Origin of the sequence: Falsiroseomonas sp. E2-1-a20 (assembly GCF_051433195.1) — a bacterium.
Lineage (GTDB): Bacteria > Pseudomonadota > Alphaproteobacteria > Acetobacterales > Acetobacteraceae > Falsiroseomonas.
Window position 1 is genome coordinate 166,424 of sequence record NZ_JBHMFT010000005.1, and the last position, 15,803, is coordinate 182,226.

A 15,803-nucleotide genomic window follows, 5' to 3' on the forward strand; every position below is an offset into this window, starting at 1 on the left:
CTGTCCCCCTGCACCCCCTGCCAAAGGGACAGTGGTCCCTTTGGAAACCCATCAAGGGGCAGGAGGAGGGAGGGGCATGGTGGGCGCTTCGGTCACGTGGTCGCGCTGCGCCCCTCCCTCCTCCTGCCCCTAAGCTGAAGGGTTCGAAGGGGCCGCTGCCCCTTCGCGGGGTGCGCGAGGGGCGCCCCCCCTCGCAGGCCACCAGCGCCGCCTGCACAGGCTCAGCCCTCGTCCAGCTCCGCCACCAGGCGGTCCAGCAGGCGGACGCCGTAGGCGGTGGCGCCCTTCGGGATGGTGGGGTGGTCCTTGCTGGTCCAGGCGGTGCCGGCGATGTCGAGGTGGGCCCAGGGCATCGGGCCGTTCTTGGTGTTGATGAAGCGCTGGATGAATTGGGCGGCGGTGACGGCGCCGGCGGGGCGGCCGCCGACGTTCTTCATGTCGGCGATGTCGGAGCGGATGGCCTTGTCGTAGGCGTCGGCGAGCGGCATGCGCCAGGCGGGTTCGCCGGTGAGTTGGCCCGCGGCGAGGATGCGCTGGGCGAGGTCGTCGTCGTTGGAGAACAGGCCGGCGTGTTCATGGCCCAGCGCCACGATGATGGCGCCGGTGAGTGTCGCCAGGTCGATCATGAAGCGCGGCTCGAAGCGGTCCTGGCAGTACCAGAGCAGGTCGGCGAGGACGAGGCGGCCTTCGGCGTCGGTGTTGATGACCTCCACCGTCTGGCCGGAGAAGGTCTTCACCACGTCGCCGGGGCGCTGGGCGGTGCCGGAGGGCATGTTCTCGACCAGGCCGACGATGCCGATCACGTCCACCTTGGCGCGGCGGCCGGCCAGGGCGGCCATCAGTCCGACGACGGTGCCGGCGCCGGCCATGTCCCACTTCATGTCCTCCATCCCGCCGGCCGGCTTGATGGAGATGCCGCCGGTGTCGAAGGTGACGCCCTTGCCGATGAAGGCGAGCGGCTTGGCGGACTTCCTGGACTTGCCCGCGCCCTTCCACTGCATGACGACGACGCGGGGTTCCACGGCGCTGCCCATGGCGACGCCGAGCAGGGCGCCGAAGCCGAGGCGCTTCATCTCCTTCATGCCGAGGATCTCGACCTCGACGCCGAGCTTTTCCAGCGCGCGGCAGCGATCGGCGAATTCGACGGGGTGCAGGATGTTGGGCGGCTCGCTGACCAGTTCGCGGGTCAGGAACACGCCATCGGCGACGGCGCGCATCGGGGCGAAGGCGTGCTTGGCATCGCTGGTGTCGGAGGTGGCGAAGGCCAGGCGTTCGAGCTTCGGCTTGTCTTCCTCCTTCTCCTTCGTCCGGTAGCGGTCGAAGCGCCAGGCGCGCAGCAGGGCGCCCATCGCCATGGAGGCGGCGAGTGTGGGGGTCATGGCCTCGGCGGCGATGGTGGCTTCGCGGTCCTGGGCGAGGAGCGGGATGAGGGCACCGCCGGCGGCCTCGGCAGCCAGGGCGTTGAGATCCTCCGGCTTGCCGAGGCCGAGGGCGATGATCTTGGTGAAGCCGGCGCCGGGTGACCACAGGATGGCGGACTGGCCCTTGCGGCCCTTGAAGCCGGCGGCCTCCAGCGCGCGGGTCAGGGCGCCGGACAGGGCGGCATCGGCCTCGGCGAACAGGCCCGTGGATGGGAAATCGGCTTCGGGAAGCGGGAGGACGAGGATGCCGGCGCGCGGCAGGGCGGGCTTCACGAAGGCGATGTCGGGCATGGGGCTTGGGGTCCGCTTTCTGCTTGCGCGGCAGCCTATCATCCGAAGTGGCGGCCTCGGCAACAGGCCCTCGCGCGTCTAAAGGCTGTGTCCATGGATATGGACGGGATGCTGGCCCTGGCGGTGCGCCTGGCCGGGGCGGCGGCGGCGGCAATTACGGCGGTGCGGGCGGCGGGCTTCGTGGTGGAGCGCAAGCGCGACCATTCGCCGGTGACGGCGGCCGACACGATCGCGGAGGCGCTGATCGTGGAGGGTCTTCACGAGTCGGGGCTGCCGGTGGTGGCGGAGGAAGCGCATGATGCCAGCGCCATGGCGGTGCCCGACGGGCCGTTCTGGCTGGTGGACCCGCTGGACGGCACGCGCGACTTCGCCGAGGGGCATGACAGCTTCGCCGTGAATATCGGCCTGGTGCGGGATGGGCGGCCGGTGCTGGGGGCGGTGGCGCTGCCGGCGCATGGGCAGGTGTTCTCCGGCCTCGTCGGGCGCGGGGCGTGGCGGCTGGATGCGGGTGGGTCGCGGCCGATCCGGGTGCGGCCGGTGCCGAAGGTGGGCGCGGTGGCGGTGGTCAGCCGCCGGCATGACCGGGACCCGCGCATCGCGGCCTTCGCGCGGGAACATGGCGCCACGCTGCTGCCGCTGGGCTCGGCGGAGAAGCTGTGCCGGGTGGCGGAGGGTTCGGCGGATTTCTCCCCGCGGCGTGGGCCGACGATGGAATGGGACACGGCGGCGCCGGAGGCGGTGCTTTGGGCGGCGGGGGGGCGGATGGCGGATTGGGACGGGGCACCGCTGCGCTACGGCAAGCCGGGCTGGCGCAACCCGGGCTTCCTGGCACGCGGCGCATGACCCGGCTGCTGGCGGATGTGGCGGAGGCGGCGGCGCTGCTGCGGGACGGCGCGCTGGTCGGCTTCCCGACCGAGACGGTGTACGGCCTCGGCGCGGATGCGCGGGATGGCGCGGCGGTGGCGGCGGTGTTCACGGCCAAGGGCCGGCCGCATTTCAACCCGCTGATCTGCCACTTCGCCAGCGCCGAGGCGGCCTTCGCGGAGGTGGTGGCGGATGCGCGGGCGGTGGCGCTGGCAGCGCGGTTCTGGCCGGGGCCGCTGACGCTGGTGCTGCCGCGGCGCGCAACCTGCCGGGTGGATTTGCTGGCCGGCGCGGGGCTGGACACGCTGGCGGTGCGGGTGCCGGCGCATCCGGTGGCGCTCGAATTGCTGCGGCTGGTGGACCGCCCGGTGGCGGCGCCCTCCGCCAACCGATCGGGCCAGGTCAGCCCGACGACGGCGGCGCATGTGATGGCGGGGCTGGCGGGGCGGATCGCGGGCGTGCTCGATGGGGGGGAGTGCGCCGTGGGCGTGGAGAGCACGGTGCTCGACCTCACCGGGGCGGGCGCGGTGCTGTTGCGGCCCGGCGGCGTGCCGGCGGCGGCGATCGAGGCGGTGATCGGCCGCGTCGGGCGGCCCCTGCCGCTGTCCGCCGCGGCGGCGACGCGCAGCCTGCGCAGCCCCGGGATGCTGCTGTCCCACTACGCGCCGGACCTGCCGCTGCGCCTGGCGGCCGGGACGGTGGCGGCGGATGAGGCGTTGCTGGCCTTCGGGCCGGCGCCGCTGCCGGGCGCGGGGGCGCTGTGGAACCTCTCGCCCGGCGGCGACGTGGCCGTGGCGGCGGCGCGGCTGTTCTCCGGCCTGCGCTGGCTGGATGCGGAGGGGCGGCGGGTGGGGCTGCGCGGCATCGCGGCGATGCCGGTGCCGGCGGATGGGCTGGGCGAGGCGATCAACGACCGGCTGGCACGGGCGGCGGCGCCGCGTGGGCCCTGATCCATCCAAGGCAGCGCCTATGGTTGTCAGAGGCTCAATCGACTGCGCGTCGAAACAAAACTTCTGGTATTCGTTCCGCACCAGCAGGAGTCTGACCATGACCGGCAGCAAGATAGTGGCGCTCGACGAGGCCGACCTGGCCAAGGTTGCCGGCGGGGCCTTCCAGCAGGGCACGGCGGGCAGCGATTCGCTGAATGGCGGCAGCGCGGCGGATGTGATCTTCGCGGGCGGCGGAAACGATATGGTCGCCGCGGGTGCCGGCAACGACCAGGTCTACGGCGAAGGCGGCAGTGATTACATCAATACCGGCTCGGGCAACGACCTTGCCTATGGCGGCCTGGGGAATGACACGATCATTGGCGGCTTGGGCGCCGATCAACTCCATGGCGAGGATGGCAACGACTTCCTGGATGGCGGCGCCGGTGACGGCGCGGCCGACCTCGCCTTCGGCGGCGCCGGCAACGACCGCTTCATCTGGGCGCCGGGCGACGGCAACGACCAGTTCGACGGCGGCGCGGGGGCCGATACGCTGAACGTGGTCGGCATGAGCCTGGACGACCTGGCCTCGGCGCTGAACATCGAGACCCCTGGCCTGGAGATGCGGGTCAGCAACAACATCGTGTCCTTCTTCGACGCGTCGGGCAATCCGGCGAGCTTCGCCGGGACGGTCAATGTCGGCGGGGAGACGCTGCGGTTCTCCAATGTCGAGCATATCCGGGTGGGCTGAGCCCCCCTCACCCAACCCTCTCCCCCCCCTGGGGGGAGAGGGCTTTGGCAATGGCTACTGGTACAGGCCCTTGGAGGCCAGCCAGTCCTGGACCAGTTGCGCCACCTGGTCGCTGTTGCGGTCCATCATGATCATGTGGCTGTTGCCGCGGATCCCGCGTTCCGGCAGGTCCACCACGTCGACGCTGCCGCCGGCGGCACGCACGGCTTCGGCGAAGCGCACGCCGTTGCCGCGGATGGTGGGCCAGCGGCTGTCCTGGGCGATGTAGTCGCCATAGACCATCAGTACGGGGATGTTGCGCAGCGCCGCCACCTTGGCGATGTCGCCGACCGCCGCCGGTTCGATCAGCACCAGGGCGCGCACCTTGTCCGGGCGTTCCTGCGCGGCGCGCCAGCCGAACAGGCCGGCCTGGCTGTGCGCCACCACCACGGAAGGTCCGACGCGGTCGAGCAGGGCAAGGTAGGCTTCCAGCGTCAGCCCGTCCGTCGTGGTGAAGCGCGGCACGATCTGGCGCATGAAGTTCATGTAGCTGTCGCGGTCGGCCGGGAACTGGTTGCCGGGCAGCACCTCGTTCCGTTGGAAGCTGCCCTGGCCGGCGCCGATCCGGAAGCGCTCGAACGGGTTGTCCACCGTCAGCAGCACGGGCTGGCCGCCGGTCTGTTCCGGGATCATCGACCAGCCGGCGCGGCCGCGCTCCACCGCATCCGAGACATAGGTCGGCCAGCCGCGGCGGAGGAAGAAGTTCTGCCAGCCTTCGCGGCCATCCGGCGTGGTCTCCCAGGTCACGCCGCTCAGCCCGCCGCCATGCCACAGCAGGAGGGGTGCCTGCCCGCGCGGAGCCGCCGGGATCATGTACTGCGCGTACATGCCGCCCATCAGGTAGGTGCCGTTCGGGTCGACGCGGGCGGGCACGCCGCCGGGGGTGAACAGCACCTCCCGCACCGGCTGGCCGGAGATCACCACCTCCCGCCCGCCGACATGGAAACTGCCCCAGCTTTACAGCGATACGGGTGGCGCCTGCTGCGCCAGCGCGGGTGCGGCGACCATGGCGGCGAACGCCATGGCCAGGACGGATTTGTGCATTGTTCCACTCCCCAGGATGCCGGGCCTTGCCGGCGGGGCAGTGGATCACGCGGGCCCGGCCGGGCGCCAGAGGGGGGGGGCCGAGCCAGCCTCCGCGCGCGTCAGTCCACCGTGATGCCGGCCTGGCGCACCACCGTGGCCCAGCGCTCGCGTTCCCAGCGGATCAACTCGGCAAAGCCCGGGCCATTCAGCGTGGAGGGCTCGGCGCCCTCGTCACGCAGGCGGCGGATGACGTCGGGGTTGGACAGCGCCTCCCGCATCGCCGCGAAGATGCGGGCGCGGATCGGCTCCGGCGTGCCCTTCGGCGCCAGGACGCCGTACCAGGCGGTGGCCTTGTAGGTCGGGATGGTCTCGGCGACCGTCGGGATGTTGGGGAACAGCGCCATGCGGGCATCGCCGGTGACGGCAAGGGGCCGGACGGCATTGCTGCTCATCAGGCCGACGACGGAGGGCAGCGTGGTCACCATGAAGTGCAGGTGGCCGGCGACCACGTCGGTCAGCGCCGGGGCGGCGCCGCGGAACGGCACGTGTTCCGCGCGCAGCCCGGCCATCTGCAGCATCAGCGCGGCGGCGAGGTGGCTGGCGGAGCCGTTGGAGGCGCTGGCGTAGTTCAGGTTGCCGTTGGCGGCCCGGATCTCGGCCAGCAGTTCCGGCAGGGTGTTGGCCTTCGAGGAAGGTCCGACCACGACGATGAGCGGCGCGTCGGCGACCAGGCCGATCGGCTCCAGCGCCGTCTCCGGGTTCACCCGCATGTTGCGGAACAGGGAGACGTTGACGCTCATCGGGCCGTGGTTGCCCATCAGAAGCGTGTAGCCATCCGGCCGCGCGCTGGCGACGGCTTCGGTGGCGATGTTGCCGCCGGCACCGGGGCGGTTCTCCACCACCAGGGTCTGGCCGAGCGAAGGGGTCATGGCGCTGCCGAGGGTGCGGGCGATGAGGTCCGTGCCGCCGCCGGGGGCGAAGGCCAGCAGCAGGCGGACCGGGCGCTGCGGCCAATTGCCCTGGGCGCTGGCGGCGGCGGGCAGCAGGGGGGCGAGCCCGGCGGCGGCGCCGGTGGCAAGCAGGGTGCGGCGGGCGATCATCGTTGATTTCCGGAGCGGTGGCGGCGGTGCGCCATGGTCTTCCGGTCATGGCCGCGCGACAAACGCGCCCGCTGCACGGCAGACCGGCCATGCGCGCAAGCGGCATGGCGCCTGGCCCGGCCTGCCGCCGCACGCCCGTTCAGGGCGCAGCGCCGGTCCGAAGCGAAATCGGCAGCGCCGGCAGGAATTGCTGCACAAACCACCGCTCATAGGTGATCTCGTGCTGCATTGCGGCCGAGCCGGCGCCGAAATAATGTGCCGGGCCGCCGCCCTGGTAGAAGTCGAAGCCGTAGATGGTGGTCGGGCGGCGCAGCACCAGGGCGACGAGCAGGATGGCGAAGAAGCCAGTGCTCGGCCGCTCGTAGCCCAGCGCCCCGACCGCCGCGGCCAGGCCCCGCGGGATGCGTGGCGGGACGAGGCTGCGGGAGCGGTCCGGGATGTGGGTGCGCACCCCGAAGCTGGCGATTGCGTCATAGCCCCGCTCGCGCCCCGTCTGCTCCGACAGGCTGTGGCGCAGGGCATCCGCGAACAGCATGAGGTCGGTGCGCTGGCCGACATCCGGCGCATGGCCGGTCAGGACGGGATAGTTCAGGCGGATGACGAAGTCGTGCCGGTCGATGCGGGACCCGAGACGGGCGCCGACAAGGCCGGAGCCGTTGCCGATCACCGCGACATCCGCAGCCCGGGCGAGGCTGGCCAGGATGGGCGGCAGGCCAGGCTGCAATGCGGTCGCCAGCGCCGCCTCCGTGGCGACCAGCAGCGCCTGTGGCTCGAACGTGAGCCCCCGAGCGACCTGGAGCTGCGATGCATAGGAAACCAGCCCGAGCGGGCAAAGGGCGGCGGCGCAGGCGTCCCAGATCCGCGCCTGCCGCTCGCCCGTCTCCGAAGGTGCCAGAATTTCGGTCCGCAGCAATTCGCGCCGCCGTGCCTCGCGGCCCTCTTCGGGCTCGTCGCGCCATCGCTCCAGCAGGTTGCGCAGGTTGTCCCATTCCTCGCGCCGGTTATGCAGGCGTGCCAGCAGGGCGATGGCCCGCTGCCGCGTCTCCGGCTCCGCGATCAGCGCCTCGCAGGAGGCGTGCAGCAGGCCGGGGTGGGAGACGATGAGCGTTGGAACGAGGCGCCACGGGTCGACCCCGCCCCCGGTGCGCGGCGGTCCAGGCGGGGTACGGAGGAGGGTGGTGAGCCATGCGAGGCGGGCGTCGGGATGCAACTCTGCCAGTCGACCTCGCAGGTCCTTGGTGGTGGCGGGTTTCGCCGGATCGGGCTGCATGCGGGCGATGTTTGTTCTGATCTCGGCACAGATCAAGCCGCGAACCGGTACGGCGGCCATGCGGGCCCCGGGGGGCTTGATCCCGAGCGCGGCGCGCGGTCCCTTGGCGGCATGTCCGAATCCCGGGTGCGCCCGCGGCCGACCGTGGCCCAGATCTTCCTCACCTACCTCAAGATCGGCCTGGTCGGATTCGGCGGGGTCAATGCCTGGGCGCGGCGCGTGCTGGTGGAGGAACGCCGCTGGGTGACGGAGCAGGAATACGCCGAGGTGCTGGGGCTCGGCCAGGTGCTGCCGGGGCCGAACGCGCTGAACGTGGCGATCCAGCTCGGCGAGCGGTTCCGCGGCGGCTGGGGCGCGCTGGCGGCCAGCTTCGGGCTGTTCGGCGGGCCGCTGGCGCTGCTGGTGGGGCTCGCGATGTTCCATGACACCTATGGCGAGGTGCCGCTGGTGAAGGCGGTGCTGGCGGGCACGGCGGCGGCGGCGGCGGGGATGATCCTGGGGACGGCGGCCAAGATCACCACCAAGCTGAAGCCGGCCCTGCCGATCCTGGCCGTCGGCATCGCGGCGCTGGTCGGCGGGTCGCTGCTGCGGCTGCCGCTGCCCTTCATCGTGCTGGGGCTGGCGCCCTTCGGCATCCTGGCCGCCTGGTGGACGAGGAACCGCGCGTGAGCGACGACGGCGACGTGCTGTGGCAGTTGGCCAGCGGCTTCGCGGCGATCTCCATGATCGCGGTGGGTGGCGGCATCGCCGTGGTGCCGGAGATGAACCGGCTGGTCGTGGACGTGCATGGCTGGATGAGCAACGAGCGCTTCGCGCAGCTGTTCGCCCTGGCCCAGGCGGCGCCGGGGCCGAACGTGCTGGTGGTGGGGCTGATCGGCTGGCACGTGGCGGGCTTCACCGGGATGATGGTGGCCACCCTCGCGATGACCGGGCCGGCCGGGCTGTTCGCCTACGGCTTCTCCCGCATGCGGGCGCGGCTGGCGGGGGCTGCGTGGCTGCGGATCATCGAGCGGGGGTTGGTGCCGATCGCGATCGGCCTCATCTTCTCCTCCGGCCTCATCCTGGCGCAGGCGGCGGCCCAGGGGGCCAGGGTCCCCTGGCTGGCGGTGGTGCTGTCGGTCAGCTCCACCCTGTTCGTCTGGCGCAGCGACTGGTCGCCGCTCTGGGTGCTCGGGGCGGGGGCGGTGCTCGGGGCCTTGTTTCTTCAGTGAAGTGCGGATGATGCCGGATCAGATGATGCCTCCTGCCGGGTTGATGGATGCGCTGGCGGCGCTGCTCGGGCCGCGCGGCCTGCTGACGGCGCCGGAGGATCTGGCGCCCTACCTGTCGGACTGGCGCGACCTGTACCGCGGGGCGACACCGTTCGTACTGCGGCCGGCGGATGTGGCGGAACTGGCGGCGGCGGTGAAGCTGTGCGCCGCGGCCGGCGTGCCGATGGTGCCGCAGGGCGGCAATACCTCCATGGTCGGCGGCGCCACGCCGGATGAATCGGGACGGCAGGTGGTGGTCAGCCTGGCACGGCTGAACCGCATCCGCGCCATCGACCCGGTGGACATGACCATGACGGCGGAGGCCGGCGTGGTGCTGAAGGCGGCGCAGGATGCCGCCGCCGCCGCGGGCACCCTGTTCCCGCTGAGCCTCGGCGCGGAAGGCACCGCCACCATCGGCGGCGTGCTGTCCACCAATGCCGGCGGCAACACCACGGTGCGCTACGGCAATGCCCGCGAGTTGATGCTGGGGCTGGAGGTGGTGCTGCCGGACGGGCAGGTCTGGGACGGACTGCGGCGGCTGCGCAAGGACAATACCGGCTACGCGCTGCGCCACCTGTTCACCGGGGCGGAGGGCACGCTCGGCTTCATCACCGCCGCCGTGCTGCGGGTGTTCCCCCGGCCGCGCGACACGGCGCTCGCCTTCTGCGCCGTGGCGGACGAGGATGCGGCGCTGGCGCTGTTCCGGCGCTTCCGCGACCGCGACGAAAGCGCGGTGCGCGCCTTCGAATACATGTCCGGCACCGGCGTCGATTTCTGCATCCGGCATATCGAGGGCGTGACGCTGCCGGTCTCGACGCGGGCCGGGCACTACGTGCTGGTGGACCTCGCCTCCCCCCGCCCCGATGCCGGGCTGCGCGACATGGCCGAGACCCTGCTGGGCGAGGCGATGGAGGCGGGCGAGGTGCTGGACGCCGTGCTCGCCGAGAGCGAGGCGCAGGCGCAGAAGCTGTGGAAGATCCGGGAGGAGCATCCGGAGGCGCAGAAGCGCGAGGGCGCCTCGGTGAAGTCAGACGTCTCCGTGCCCGTCTCCCGCGTGCCGGAGATGATCCGGCGCTGCTCGGCGGCGCTGGTGGCGCTGATCCCGGGCAGCCGGCCGGTGCCCTTCGGGCATATCGGCGACGGCAACATCCACATGAACCTGGAACAGCCGGAGGGCATGGACGCTGGCGCCTTCCTCGCCCGCGGCCACGACATCATGGAGTGCGTGAACCAGGTGGTGCGGGAGATGGATGGCAGCTTCAGCGCCGAACACGGCGTCGGCCGGTTGAAGACGGACATGATGCCGGATTGGCGCGGCGGGGCGGAACTCGACACCATGCGGCGCATCAAGGCGGCGCTGGACCCGGCCGGGCTGATGAATCCGGGCAAGGTCTTTCGCTAATCTTCCGGCTGGCTGTCGCGCTGGGTCTGGCGGTCGCGGCCTGCACGCCGGCCCCGCCGCGCGTGCCGGCCAGGGTAGCCGACCCCGCACTATCGGCCGTGACCGCGGTGGCGCAGGTGGCCTCGGGCGAATCGGCGCGCTGCCGGGCGACCGGGGCGGCGATCCATCTCGGCGGCGGGCGCTTCGTGACGGCGGCGCATGTGGTGGATGGCTCCGTGCAGCGGCTGCGGGGCGTGTGCCCGGCCGGCGCCGGGCCGCTGGCGATCTCGGTCGCGGGGTCGGTGGCGCCGGCGCTGCTGGTCCGCGCCGGGCAGGACCGGGTGGATCGGGGCATCGGCCAGCGCTACCTTGGCGGGGAGGATGTGGCGCTGCTGCGCCCGGCGCGGGCGCTGCCGAGCCTGGGGGTGGCCGTGTTGTGCGCCGGGCCGCCGCAGGCGGGCGCGCCGGCGCTGCTGGTGACGCCGCAGCGCAGCCTCCGCACCCGGCTGCTGCCGCTGGTCCGCGATGCCGATCCGCGCTTCGGCGGTTACCTCGAGATCCCGGAGACGCTGAACCAGGGCGAATCGGGCGGCGCGGTGTTCGAGGCGGCGTCGGGCTGCCTGGCCGGGCTGGTGAGCCACCGGGACGAGGATGGCGCCGGGCCGCCGCGCACCCGGCTGGTGCCGGCTTCCGTGATTGCGCGCTTCCTGGGGGCCCGGTTCCTGGACGCAGGGTCGTGACGCCGGCAGAAGCACGCGGCCGCCGCTTTGCAGGCGGGGCCTTCGGGCTGGTAGAAGGGGCCGGATGAACCGCATCGACCGCTACATCCTGCGCCAGCTGGTGGGGGGGCTGCTCGCCGTCACCTTCGGGTTGGCGGCGCTGGTCTGGCTGACCCAGTCGCTGCGCTTCATCGAGCTGGTGCTGGACCGCGGCCTGTCGCTGGCGGTCTTCGTGCAGCTCACCGGGCTGATGCTGCCCGGCTTCATCGCGGTGATCCTGCCGATCACCACCTTCGTGGTGGTTCTGTTCATCTATGTCCGGATGAATTCGGACCGGGAGCTGGTGGTGATGCGCGCCGCCGGTCTGTCCCAGCTGCGGCTCGGGCGGCCGGCGATGCTGCTGGCCTTCGCCTCCGTCGCGCTCGGCTACGCGCTGAACCTGTGGCTGGTGCCGATGTCGCACACCGCCTTCCGCATCTGGCAGTATGAGATCCGCAACGAGATGGCGGCGATCCTGGTGCAGGAGGGCGTGTTCTCCTCGGTCGGTGGCGACCTGACGGTCTATGCCCGGCTGCGCGACCGCGACGGTACGCTGCGCGGCATCCTGGTGCATGATGCGCGGGAGGCCGGCGCGCCGGCGACGATCCTGGCCGAGGAAGGCCGCATCAGCAACGGCCCCTTCGGCCCGCGCGTGACGCTGCTCAAGGGCGTGCGGCAGCAGATGGAGCGCGTGCCGCCGCCGGCCGGGTCGCCGCCCGGCACGGAGCCGACGATGCGGCTTTCGGTGCTCAGCTTCAACGAGAACAGCGTCGACCTGGCCCGCGCGACGCGGCAGGAGGAAGTGCGCTTCCGCGATTCGCGCGAACGCGGCGTGCAGGAATTGCTGCACCCGGACCCGGCGGAACAGCTGCGGCCGCGCGAGATCGCCCGCTTCGTGGGCGAGGCGCACCAGCGCCTGGCGGCACCGTTGACCGCGCTGACCTATGCGCTGGTCGGCATGGCGGTGGCGCTGACCGGGCAGTTCCGGCGGCATGGCGGCGGGCTGCGGCTGGCGGTGGGCGTGGGCCTGGTGGTGGCGCTGCTGGCGGTGGGGCTGACCATCGGCAACCTGGCGACGCGGGACAACGCCTTCACCTGGCTGATCTGGGTGCATGCCACGGTGCCGGGCGCGGTGGCGCTGTGGTGGCTGGTCGGTGCCCCCGGGCTGCCGCGCTTCCGGCGGCATGTCATGCCGCCCGGGCAGCCGATGGCGAGCGGCTGAGCCATGGTGCTGACACCCACGCTGACCGGCTATGTCGCGCGCGGCTTCCTCGGCGCCACGCTGCTGGTGATGGCGGCGCTGATCGGGCTGGTGGCGCTGTTCGACTTCATCGAATTGCTGCGCCGGGCGGCGACGCGGCCGGGGGTTGGATTCGAGATCCCGCTGGAGATCGCGGCGATGCGGCTGCCCTTCGTGGCGCTGCAGATCCTGCCCTTCGCCATCCTGCTCGGCGGCATCATCGCGTTCTGGCGGCTGACGCGCAGCTCGGAGCTGATCGTGGCGCGGGCGGCCGGAATCTCCGCCTGGGGGTTCCTGACCGGGCCGCTGGTGGTCGCGGTGCTGCTCGGCATGCTGGGCACCTTCGGCATCTCGCCCATCTCCTCCGCGCTGCTGGCGCGGGCGGAGCGGATGGACCAGAACTTCCTGCGCACCGGCGGCGGGCTGACCTCGCTGGCCGGTGGGCGGCTGTGGCTGCGGCAGTCGGACCGGGCGCTGGACCCGCAGGGGGTGGCCATCATCTCCGGCAGGCCGGTGGCGATGACGGCGGTACCCTCCGGCAGCGGGCCGCGCTTCGAACTGCAGGAGGTCACGATCTGGCGGCTTTCCGCGGATGACCGGCCGCTGGCGCGGATCGAGGCGCCGTCCGCCCGCCTGTCCGATGGCGCCTGGGTGATGGAGGCGGCGGTGAGCTTCGGAGCGGACCGGATGGCGGCACCCCCGGCGCGGATCGCGCTGCCGACCGAACTGACGCCCGACCGCATCCAGGACAGCTTCGCCTCCCCTGAGACGCTGGATTTCTGGGCCCTGCCCGGATTCATCGCGGTACTGGAGGCGGCGGGCTTTTCCGCCGTGCGGCACCGCATCCAGTTCCAGAGCCTGCTGGCCCTGCCGGCGCTGGCGCTGGGGATGGCGCTGCTGGCGGCGGGGTTTTCCATGCGGCAGACCCGGCGCGGCGGCGTCGCGCAGATGATCGGCGGCGGCGTCGCGGCCGGCTTCGCGCTGTTCGTGCTGGACAAGGTGAGCAACGAGATGGGCGAGGCGGGCTCCCTGCCCGTCCTGCTCGCGGCCTGGGCGCCGACACTGGCCGGGCTGCTGCTGGCGCTGGCCCTGCTGCTGCATCTGGAGGATGGCTGATGCCCCCCATCAACGGGTCGGCGGTCAACTTGCCGAGCCGGCCGCGCAAGCTGCCGCCGGCGATCCGGCCGGTGCTGCGGCCCGGCCTTGCAGCCGTGGCGCCCCGGCAGCCCGGACCGCTCGCGGGCGGTCGTTCCCGCCCCGGGCTGGCGGCGGTGCTGGCGCTGGCGGCGCTGGCCCTGGTGCTGCATCCCACCCACCCTGGCGCGCAGCCGGGCCTCGGCGGGCTGGAAAACCGCGCCACGACCGAGGGGCCGGTGACCTTCACGGCGGAGGAGGTGGAGTACGACCAGACCACCAACACCGTCACCGCCCGCGGCCGGGTGGAAGCCTGGCAGGGCGACCGCGTGCTGCGCGCCGATGAATTCAGCTACAACCGCACCACCGGGGTGGCCACCGCCACCGGCAACGTCGCGCTGATCGAGCCCGACGGACAGACGCTGTTCGTCGACCGGGCGGAGTTGACGGATGGCATGCGCGATGCGGCGCTGGAGGGCCTGCGCGGCCTGCTGGCGGCCAATGCGCGGCTGGCGGCGGCCGGCGCCCGGCGCACCGGCGGCAGCGTCACCGACCTGGCGCGCGTGGTCTATTCCTCCTGCGATTTGTGCCCCGAGGACCCGACGCGGCCGCCGCTGTGGCAGTTGCGCGCCCGCATCGCGACCCTGGACGGGCCGGAACAGCGGGTGCGCTACCGCGATGCCTCGGTCGAGTTCGGGGGGGTGCCGCTGCTGTACACGCCGTATTTCAGCCATGCCTCGCCGGACGCGCCGCGGGCCTCCGGCTTCCTGTCGCCCACCGTCGGCACCAGCGAGTTCCTCGGCGTCTTCGCCGAGATTCCGTATTACTGGGCGATCGACGAAAGCTCCGACGCCACGATCAGCGTCACCGCCTCCTCCAGCCAGGTCCCGAACCTGGGGGGCGCCTACCGGCGGCGGTTCAACAGTGGCGAGATCGCGGTGGAAGGCTCGCTCGGGCGGCTCGACGACACGCAATCCGATGGCACGGGCGGCCACATATTCGCCCGTGGCCGCTTCGCACTGGATGAGAACTGGCGCGCCGGGTTCTCGCTGAACCGGGCCTCCTCGCTCGAGTACATGCGCGCCTGGCGCTACGGCTCGCCCCGCGTGCTGACCACCACCGCGTACCTGGAGGGCTTCTGGGGCGCGGAGGGTTATGCGCGGCTGGATTCGACGGTCTACCAGGGCTTCGATTCACAGGACGTGAACTCGCAGACGCCGCTGGTCCTGCCGCGCGGCTATGCCGACTACGTCTTCCCGAATGACGGGCTGGGCGGCCGCTTCACGGTGGATGCCTCCGGCTACAGCCTGTTCCGCACCGCGGGCACGGATACCAGGCGCCTCGGCAGCCGCGCCACCTACGAATTGCCGCTGACCGGGGCGATGGGCGACATCTGGACCTTCCGGACCCACGCGGATGTGGTGGGCGGATGGGTCGATGGCCTGGCCCTGGCCCCGACCTTCGGCGATGCCGGCGGCGACGGCTTCTTCGGCCGTGGCCACATCCGCAGCGCGGTGGACTGGCGCATGCCCTTCATCCGCAGCGCGGGCGAATATGGCGCGCAGATCATCGAGCCACGGGTGCAGCTGGTGACCGGCCCCTCCACCGGCGCGCAGGACCGGTATCCGAACGAGGACAGCCTCGATTTCGAATTCACCGACTCCAATCTGTTCAGCCTGAACCGCTTCGGCGGCCGCGACCGCTTCGAGGGCGGCACCCGCGCCGATGCGGCGCTGCGCGGTGCCTGGCTGTTCCCGAATGGCGGGCAGATCGAGGGCCTGGCCGGGCGGTCCGTCCGGCTGGCGACGGATGAGACCTTCGCCGAGGGCACCGGGCTGGAAAACCGCTCCTCCGACTGGGTCGGCCGGGTACGCCTGGCGCCGGTGCCGTGGTTCGAGCTGGTCGGCCGGGCGCGGCTGGACCGCGAGACCGGCGAGGGCCGGCTGTGGGATGGCACCGCCAATTTCTACGCCGGGCGCTTCACCCTGTCCGGCGGCTACCTGCAGACCGAGCCACAAGCCAACGTGACCACCCGCAAGCGGGAGGAGGTCTCGGCCGGGGCCAGCTTCCGGGTCGGCGACTACTGGCGCGTCGGGCTGTTCGGGCGCTACGACATCGCCCTCGACCGCCCCGTGGCGGCGCAGGCCTCCCTGACCTATGAAGACGAGTGCCTGATCTTCGAGACGCGCTTCGTGCGGCAATGGGCGGAGGATCCGGCGACCCGGTCCGAATACGCCTCCGGTACGCTGCTGCTGTTCCGGGTCGGGCTGAAGACGGTGGGCGACTTCGGGCTGCGCGCCCTGTGAGGACCCTTCCGGCCCGTGACGTGAATCCGCACGCTCAGGTGATTTC

14 protein-coding genes are annotated in these 15,803 nt (G+C 72.2%); 10 read left to right on the forward strand and 4 right to left on the reverse strand.

The window, feature by feature from the left end; translation table 11 throughout:
• Positions 1–221 precede the first annotated feature (221 nt).
• Positions 222–1,712, reverse strand: a complete 1,491-nt coding sequence (locus ACFHPP_RS08810) for a leucyl aminopeptidase (RefSeq protein ID WP_437162891.1) — start codon at positions 1,710–1,712, stop codon at positions 222–224.
• Between the two features lie 93 nt (positions 1,713–1,805).
• Between ACFHPP_RS08810 and ACFHPP_RS08815 the strand changes: the two genes are divergently transcribed.
• The 3 genes from ACFHPP_RS08815 (at position 1,806) to ACFHPP_RS08825 (ending at position 4,253) form a co-directional block, all read left to right on the forward strand.
• Positions 1,806–2,555, forward strand: coding sequence for a 3'(2'),5'-bisphosphate nucleotidase CysQ family protein (locus ACFHPP_RS08815; RefSeq protein ID WP_437162892.1), 750 nt, complete (start codon positions 1,806–1,808; stop codon positions 2,553–2,555).
• The gene (locus tag ACFHPP_RS08820; RefSeq protein ID WP_437162893.1) at positions 2,552–3,526 is read left to right on the forward strand and encodes an L-threonylcarbamoyladenylate synthase; all 975 of its coding nucleotides are present in this window, start codon (positions 2,552–2,554) and stop codon (positions 3,524–3,526) included. Before ACFHPP_RS08815 ends, ACFHPP_RS08820 begins: the two co-directional genes overlap by 4 nt.
• Positions 3,527–3,623: 97 nt before the next feature.
• The gene (locus ACFHPP_RS08825; protein ID WP_437162894.1) at positions 3,624–4,253 is read left to right on the forward strand and encodes a calcium-binding protein; all 630 of its coding nucleotides are present in this window, start codon (positions 3,624–3,626) and stop codon (positions 4,251–4,253) included.
• 54 nt (positions 4,254–4,307) lie between these two features.
• Here the strand turns inward: ACFHPP_RS08825 and ACFHPP_RS08830 are convergent, their stop codons facing one another.
• The 3 genes from ACFHPP_RS08830 to ACFHPP_RS08840 form a co-directional block, all read right to left on the reverse strand.
• Positions 4,308–5,213 carry an esterase gene (locus ACFHPP_RS08830; protein ID WP_437162895.1) on the reverse strand — a complete coding sequence of 302 codons (906 nt, stop codon included), beginning with the start codon at positions 5,211–5,213 and terminating at the stop codon, positions 4,308–4,310.
• 224 nt (positions 5,214–5,437) lie between these two features.
• On the reverse strand, positions 5,438–6,418 hold the full coding sequence (locus tag ACFHPP_RS08835; RefSeq protein ID WP_437162896.1) for a Bug family tripartite tricarboxylate transporter substrate binding protein: 981 nt from the start codon (positions 6,416–6,418) through the stop codon (positions 5,438–5,440).
• A 139-nt stretch (positions 6,419–6,557) separates the two neighbouring features.
• Positions 6,558–7,688, reverse strand: a complete 1,131-nt coding sequence (locus tag ACFHPP_RS08840) for a glycosyltransferase family 29 protein (RefSeq protein ID WP_437162897.1) — start codon at positions 7,686–7,688, stop codon at positions 6,558–6,560.
• 111 nt (positions 7,689–7,799) lie between these two features.
• On the opposite strand from ACFHPP_RS08840, the gene ACFHPP_RS08845 reads away from it, so the two are divergent.
• From ACFHPP_RS08845 to ACFHPP_RS08875, 7 genes are all read left to right on the forward strand, one after another.
• Positions 7,800–8,357: a chromate transporter gene (locus ACFHPP_RS08845; RefSeq protein ID WP_437162898.1), complete on the forward strand. Its 558-nt coding sequence runs from the start codon at positions 7,800–7,802 to the stop codon at positions 8,355–8,357.
• Positions 8,354–8,899 (forward strand): chromate transporter, encoded by a 546-nt coding sequence (locus tag ACFHPP_RS08850; protein ID WP_437162899.1) that lies wholly within the window; start codon positions 8,354–8,356, stop codon positions 8,897–8,899. The genes ACFHPP_RS08845 and ACFHPP_RS08850 overlap by 4 nt, the downstream gene beginning before the upstream one ends.
• Positions 8,900–8,924: 25 nt before the next feature.
• Entirely contained in the window at positions 8,925–10,340 is a 1,416-nt protein-coding gene (locus tag ACFHPP_RS08855) for an FAD-binding oxidoreductase (RefSeq protein ID WP_437163001.1), read from the forward strand.
• 62 nt (positions 10,341–10,402) lie between these two features.
• On the forward strand, positions 10,403–11,059 hold the full coding sequence (locus tag ACFHPP_RS08860; RefSeq protein WP_437162900.1) for a hypothetical protein: 657 nt from the start codon (positions 10,403–10,405) through the stop codon (positions 11,057–11,059).
• A 64-nt stretch (positions 11,060–11,123) separates the two neighbouring features.
• Complete coding sequence (locus ACFHPP_RS08865) at positions 11,124–12,299, forward strand: LptF/LptG family permease (RefSeq protein WP_437162901.1); 1,176 nt, start codon at positions 11,124–11,126, stop codon at positions 12,297–12,299.
• Between the two features lie 3 nt (positions 12,300–12,302).
• On the forward strand, positions 12,303–13,433 hold the full coding sequence (lptG, locus tag ACFHPP_RS08870; protein ID WP_430669558.1) for an LPS export ABC transporter permease LptG: 1,131 nt from the start codon (positions 12,303–12,305) through the stop codon (positions 13,431–13,433).
• The gene (locus tag ACFHPP_RS08875; RefSeq protein WP_437162902.1) at positions 13,433–15,757 is read left to right on the forward strand and encodes an LPS-assembly protein LptD; all 2,325 of its coding nucleotides are present in this window, start codon (positions 13,433–13,435) and stop codon (positions 15,755–15,757) included. The genes lptG and ACFHPP_RS08875 overlap by 1 nt, the downstream gene beginning before the upstream one ends.
• Positions 15,758–15,803: the final 46 nt, after the last annotated feature.

Excerpts from the sequence above, each read along its gene's own strand:
- ACFHPP_RS08810 (WP_437162891.1), bottom strand. The coding sequence starts at position 1,712 with ATGCCCGACATCGCCTTCGTGAAGCCCGCCCTGCCGCGCGCCGGCATC.
- ACFHPP_RS08815 (WP_437162892.1), top strand. The coding sequence starts at position 1,806 with ATGGATATGGACGGGATGCTGGCCCTGGCGGTGCGCCTGGCCGGGGCG.
- ACFHPP_RS08820 (WP_437162893.1), top strand. The coding sequence starts at position 2,552 with ATGACCCGGCTGCTGGCGGATGTGGCGGAGGCGGCGGCGCTGCTGCGG.
- ACFHPP_RS08825 (WP_437162894.1), top strand. The coding sequence starts at position 3,624 with ATGACCGGCAGCAAGATAGTGGCGCTCGACGAGGCCGACCTGGCCAAG.
- ACFHPP_RS08835 (WP_437162896.1), bottom strand. The coding sequence starts at position 6,418 with ATGATCGCCCGCCGCACCCTGCTTGCCACCGGCGCCGCCGCCGGGCTC.
- ACFHPP_RS08840 (WP_437162897.1), bottom strand. The coding sequence starts at position 7,688 with ATGCAGCCCGATCCGGCGAAACCCGCCACCACCAAGGACCTGCGAGGT.
- ACFHPP_RS08845 (WP_437162898.1), top strand. The coding sequence starts at position 7,800 with ATGTCCGAATCCCGGGTGCGCCCGCGGCCGACCGTGGCCCAGATCTTC.
- ACFHPP_RS08855 (WP_437163001.1), top strand. The coding sequence starts at position 8,925 with ATGCCTCCTGCCGGGTTGATGGATGCGCTGGCGGCGCTGCTCGGGCCG.
- ACFHPP_RS08865 (WP_437162901.1), top strand. The coding sequence starts at position 11,124 with ATGAACCGCATCGACCGCTACATCCTGCGCCAGCTGGTGGGGGGGCTG.
- lptG (WP_430669558.1), top strand. The coding sequence starts at position 12,303 with ATGGTGCTGACACCCACGCTGACCGGCTATGTCGCGCGCGGCTTCCTC.
- ACFHPP_RS08875 (WP_437162902.1), top strand. The coding sequence starts at position 13,433 with ATGCCCCCCATCAACGGGTCGGCGGTCAACTTGCCGAGCCGGCCGCGC.